Annotated in this window: 2 protein-coding genes and 1 pseudogene; 1 reads left to right on the top strand and 2 read right to left on the bottom strand. The window is 77.3% G+C overall.

Annotated features, from left to right (window positions below):
- On the top strand, positions 1 to 530 hold a 530-nt coding region (locus IH13_RS0133625; protein WP_031090514.1), incomplete at its 5' end, for a PucR family transcriptional regulator.
- A gap of 73 nt (positions 531 to 603) precedes the next feature.
- Here the strand turns inward: IH13_RS0133625 and IH13_RS0133630 are convergent.
- On the bottom strand, positions 604 to 1,479 hold the full coding sequence (locus IH13_RS0133630; RefSeq protein ID WP_031090516.1) for an alpha/beta hydrolase: 876 nt from the start codon (positions 1,477 to 1,479) through the stop codon (positions 604 to 606).
- A 62-nt stretch (positions 1,480 to 1,541) separates the two neighbouring features.
- Positions 1,542 to 1,812 (bottom strand): annotated as a pseudogene (locus tag IH13_RS45355) (hypothetical protein); the annotation flags it as partial.

Here is a 1,812-nt window from a genome sequence, read left to right on the forward strand (position 1 = left end):
CGGGCGCGGTCGTCCTGCTGGTGACCGCGGACGGACGGCAGAGCCCGGAACAGGCGGCCCGCGCCGCCGCCGCCCAGCTCGGGCACCTCGTCGGCGCCCCGGTCACGGTCGCCGCCGCCGGGCCTGCCTCGGGCCCCTCCTCGATCGCGGACGCGCACGCCGAGGCGGTCCGCTGCCTGCGCGCCCTGCACGTCCTGGGCCGGCACGGCGAGGGCGCCTCGGCGAGCCGGCTCGGCTTCCTGGGGGTGGTGCTGGGCGACGCCAAGGACGTCGGCGGGTTCGTGTACGGCACCCTGGGCCCGCTCCTGGACTACGACGCCCGGCGCGGCACCGAACTGGTCCGCACGCTCGCCGCCTACTTCGCCGCGGGAGGCAGCCTGACCCGGGCCAAGGCCGCCCTGCACGTCCACGTCAACACCGTCGTACAGCGCCTGGACCGCATCGAGGCGCTGCTCGGCGAGGACTGGAACCACCCCGACCGGGCGCTGGAGCTGCAACTGGCCCTCAGGCTGAAGCAACTGGACCTCTGAGAGGCCGCGCGAGCCGCCGCACGGGGTGGGGGCGGGAAGCCCGCCCCCACGGCCGTACCGGCGTGACCCGCCGTCAGGCGCCGCCCCGGCCCGCGGCCGCCAGCAGGAGGTCCGCGACGCGTGCCGCGCCCGTCTCCCCCGTGAGCACCGTGTAGTGATTGGTGTCCGGGACGCACCGGGGGGTGACCCCGGTGCCGTCGAGGGCCGCGGCGGCCAGGCGTTCCCGGTCGTACAGCCCCTGGGGCTCGTCCATCAGCCCGCGCTCCGCCCACAGCAGGGTGGCGGGGGAGGGCAGGCCGCGGACGGCGGCGAGGACGTCCTCGTCGAACAGGCCGACGCCGTCGGTACGGACGGCCTCCAGCCGGCACGAGGACCGCATCGCCGGTTCCGCACCCACCAGGTCACGCTGGATGTACGCGTCGACCTCCGGCGTCCACCGGTCCGCGAGCGCCGGGTGCGCCTGCCAGAACGCCCGGTAGGCGGCGCGGTCCTGGAAGGTCATCGACAGCCGGTCCATGGCCGGTCCGATGACCGCGGTCATCAGCTCGTCCGGGGACAGATGGGTGGGCGCGGGGAAGCCCACCCCGCCGTCCACGAGCAGCAGCCGGCCGAACAGCCCGGGGTGGCGTACGGCGGCCAGGGCTGCCGTGAAGGCGCCCATCGAGTGCCCGGCCAGCACCGGCCGGTCCAGCGAGAGGGCCTCGGTGAGGGCCGCCGTGTCGTCCGCGTGCACGGCGATGCCGTACGGGCCGGGCAGACGCGCGCTGCCCGCGCGGCCCCGCAGGTCCGGGGCGACCAGAGTGGCGCGGCCCGCGAGGTGGCGGGCGACCGGGCCCCAGGAGAGGCCGTTGGCGGTGATCCCGTGCAGGGCCAGCACCGCGGGTGCCTGCGGGACGGTCGCCGGCCAGCGCAGCACGGCGAGGTCACCGCCGGGGACCGGGACACGCATCTCGTCGAAGGGCAGCGGCTCGGGGCCCGTGGGCGCGGCGGCGGGCGTGGTGTCGGCGGAGGTCACGGCGTATGCCTTTCCTTGACGTCGGCGTCGGCGGGAGTGTCCGACGCCCTGCTCTGCCGGACGGCGGGACCGGGTGGCGCGGACCGCGGTCCCGGGCCGCCGCGGTCCGGGTCGTCCCGGTCCCCGGAGCCCTTCCCCGCCCGCGCGGCGCGGATGCGGCCGGGCAGGGCCGCGAGGCCGCCGGGCAGGACGTTGACGACGACCACGAACAGGGCGCCGAGCAGGAACAGCGGCTGGCCGAGCGGCACCCGCAGCACGGCGGGCAGA

This window comes from Streptomyces sp. NRRL WC-3549, from assembly GCF_000721935.1.
Lineage (GTDB): Bacteria > Actinomycetota > Actinomycetes > Streptomycetales > Streptomycetaceae > Streptomyces.